The organism is Phenylobacterium sp., from assembly GCF_036501465.1.
In the GTDB taxonomy this organism is placed as follows: Bacteria; Pseudomonadota; Alphaproteobacteria; order Caulobacterales; family Caulobacteraceae; genus Phenylobacterium.
The window spans coordinates 1-1,915 of sequence record NZ_DASYAF010000131.1 but is presented as its reverse complement, the minus strand read 5'-3'; the positions used below and the strand labels follow the sequence as shown (position 1 = coordinate 1,915).

Sequence of the window (1,915 nt, the reverse complement as noted above, 5' to 3'; positions counted from 1 at the left end):
GCCGCAGGCCGGCGGGGCTGGACTGCTGTTCTTCCTGCTGCTGGCCACCGAGGCCAACGATGTGGCGCAATATGTCTGGGGCAAGCTCACCGGCCGGCACAAGATCATGCCCAAGGTCAGCCCCAACAAGACCTGGGAGGGTTTTCTCGGCGGCTGGGCGACCACCGCCCTGCTGGTCTGGTTCGTGGGGCCCTTCTTCCTGCCGGTCAGAGGGTGGGCGTTGGCGGTCATCGCCGGCGCGCTGCCGCTGGCGGGCTTCGCCGGCGACGTCACCATGTCGGCGATCAAGCGCGACTTAGGGGTCAAGGACACCAGCCACAGCATCCCCGGCCACGGCGGCGTGCTGGACCGGATCGACAGCCTGACCTTCACCGCGCCGCTCTATTTCCATCTGATCATCTTCTTCGCCTTCTCGCCGCTGCCATGGCCCTGATCCGCCTCCTGCTACTGACCCTGTTCGCCCGACCCCTGGCCCGCTTCATGACCGGGGCCGACGTGATCGGCGCCGAGCACCTGCCCAGGACCGGCCCGGCCATCATCGCCGCCAACCACAACAGCCATGTGGACACGCTGGTGCTGCTGACGATGTTTCCGGCCAGGCTCGTGCCGTTGCTGCGCCCGGCGGCGGCGGCCGACTATTTCCTGAGAGGCCCGCTGATCAGCTGGTTCTCGCGCAAGCTGGTGGGGATCGTGCCGGTGGAGCGCACCCTGGCCGGCTCCGGCGCGGACGTGCTCGCGCCCATGCGCGAGGCCCTCGCCTCCGGCCACATCGTCATCCTCTTTCCCGAGGGCACCCGCGGCGACGCCAGCGACGAGATGGGCGTGCTGAAAAGCGGCATCGCGCGCCTGGCCCAGGAGGTTGCCGACGCCCCGGTCATCCCGGTCTGGATCGAGGGCGCCGGCCGCGTCCTGCCCAAGGGCGCGGGCATTCCGGTGCCGATGAACTGCACCGTGCTGATCGGCGAGCCCGTTCCCTGGACTGGCGACCGGACCGGCTTCATGGACGCCCTGCGCGAGAGCCTCTTGGCCCTGAAGGCCCAGGCGCCGCCGCAACGCTGGAGCTAAAGGCCCTTCGCGGGGATGAGCGGATAATAAATGGACGCTTCCGCCTGGATGGAACCTAGCCGCGACGCCCGCGTCCTCCTGGGCGGGTCGGCGGTGGGGTCCAGGCGCGCGCCGAGGGTCCGCGCTGGTTCAGGCCGCCGCGCCAGTCGCCCCGGCCGGGCGGCGGGGCCCTCTTGGCGGCCAGCTTCTGCTCGATGATCGCACGGGCTGGAACCACATGCGCGACGGCCCGGGCGTGGCGGATCAGCTCCAGGGTGAGCGCCGCATCGTCCGGGTCGGTGGCTGAGCCGCGAAAATAGGCGGCGAGTTCAGCCTCCCCCTCGGGACGCGCCTCGCGTTCGCGCCAGGCCCGTTCAATCAGCCCGGCGAACCGCGCCTCCAGGGTCCGGGCGGCGAAGGCGACGGCGGTCTTCTTCGAGGCGATGCGTCCGGTCGACAGGGCGTACAACATCCGGCCCATCAGCAGGGCCATGAAGGTCTGCACCCACATCGGCTGGGTGAGCTCGGCCTGGTCCATGACCGCCAGCCGGTCGAGCAGCGCCCGCACCTCCTCGCGCAACGCCTCGGCCGGCACCGGATCGATCAGGCCGCGCGCCGGCGGTCCGGCCAGCGCGACCCCCTTCTCGCGCAGGATCCAGCGCACGACCTGGGTGTTGTCATGCTCCGAGCGGACCAGTATGCGCTCGCCGTTGCCCAGGAAGAGGAAAGGGTAGACCCGCGGCGCCAGCCCGCTGGTCCCCGGATCGGCCCAGTCGTCGGGCCGCGGCTCGCCGGGCGGATCGCGCGGCGTCGTGGTCCAGCGGCGCAGGATCGCCTTGGGTGCGTAGGAGCCCTCCAGCCTGGGCGCCCA

3 protein-coding genes are annotated in these 1,915 nt (G+C 71.0%); 2 read left to right on the top strand and 1 reads right to left on the bottom strand.

The window, feature by feature from the left end; translation table 11 throughout:
- On the top strand, positions 1-433 hold a 433-nt coding region (locus tag VGL85_RS13730; RefSeq protein ID WP_331589513.1), incomplete at its 5' end, for a phosphatidate cytidylyltransferase.
- Positions 424-1,065 carry a lysophospholipid acyltransferase family protein gene (locus tag VGL85_RS13725; protein ID WP_331589512.1) on the top strand — a complete coding sequence of 214 codons (642 nt, stop codon included), beginning with the start codon at positions 424-426 and terminating at the stop codon, positions 1,063-1,065. The genes VGL85_RS13730 and VGL85_RS13725, both read left to right, overlap by 10 nt.
- A gap of 55 nt (positions 1,066-1,120) precedes the next feature.
- Here VGL85_RS13725 and VGL85_RS13720 read toward each other — a convergent pair.
- On the bottom strand, positions 1,121-1,915 hold a 795-nt coding region (locus VGL85_RS13720; RefSeq protein WP_331589511.1), incomplete at its 5' end, for an aminoglycoside adenylyltransferase domain-containing protein.

Bases quoted from the DNA above. Each gene is read 5' to 3' on its own strand.
- VGL85_RS13725 (WP_331589512.1), top strand. From the start codon at position 424: ATGGCCCTGATCCGCCTCCTGCTACTGACCCTGTTCGCCCGACCCCTG.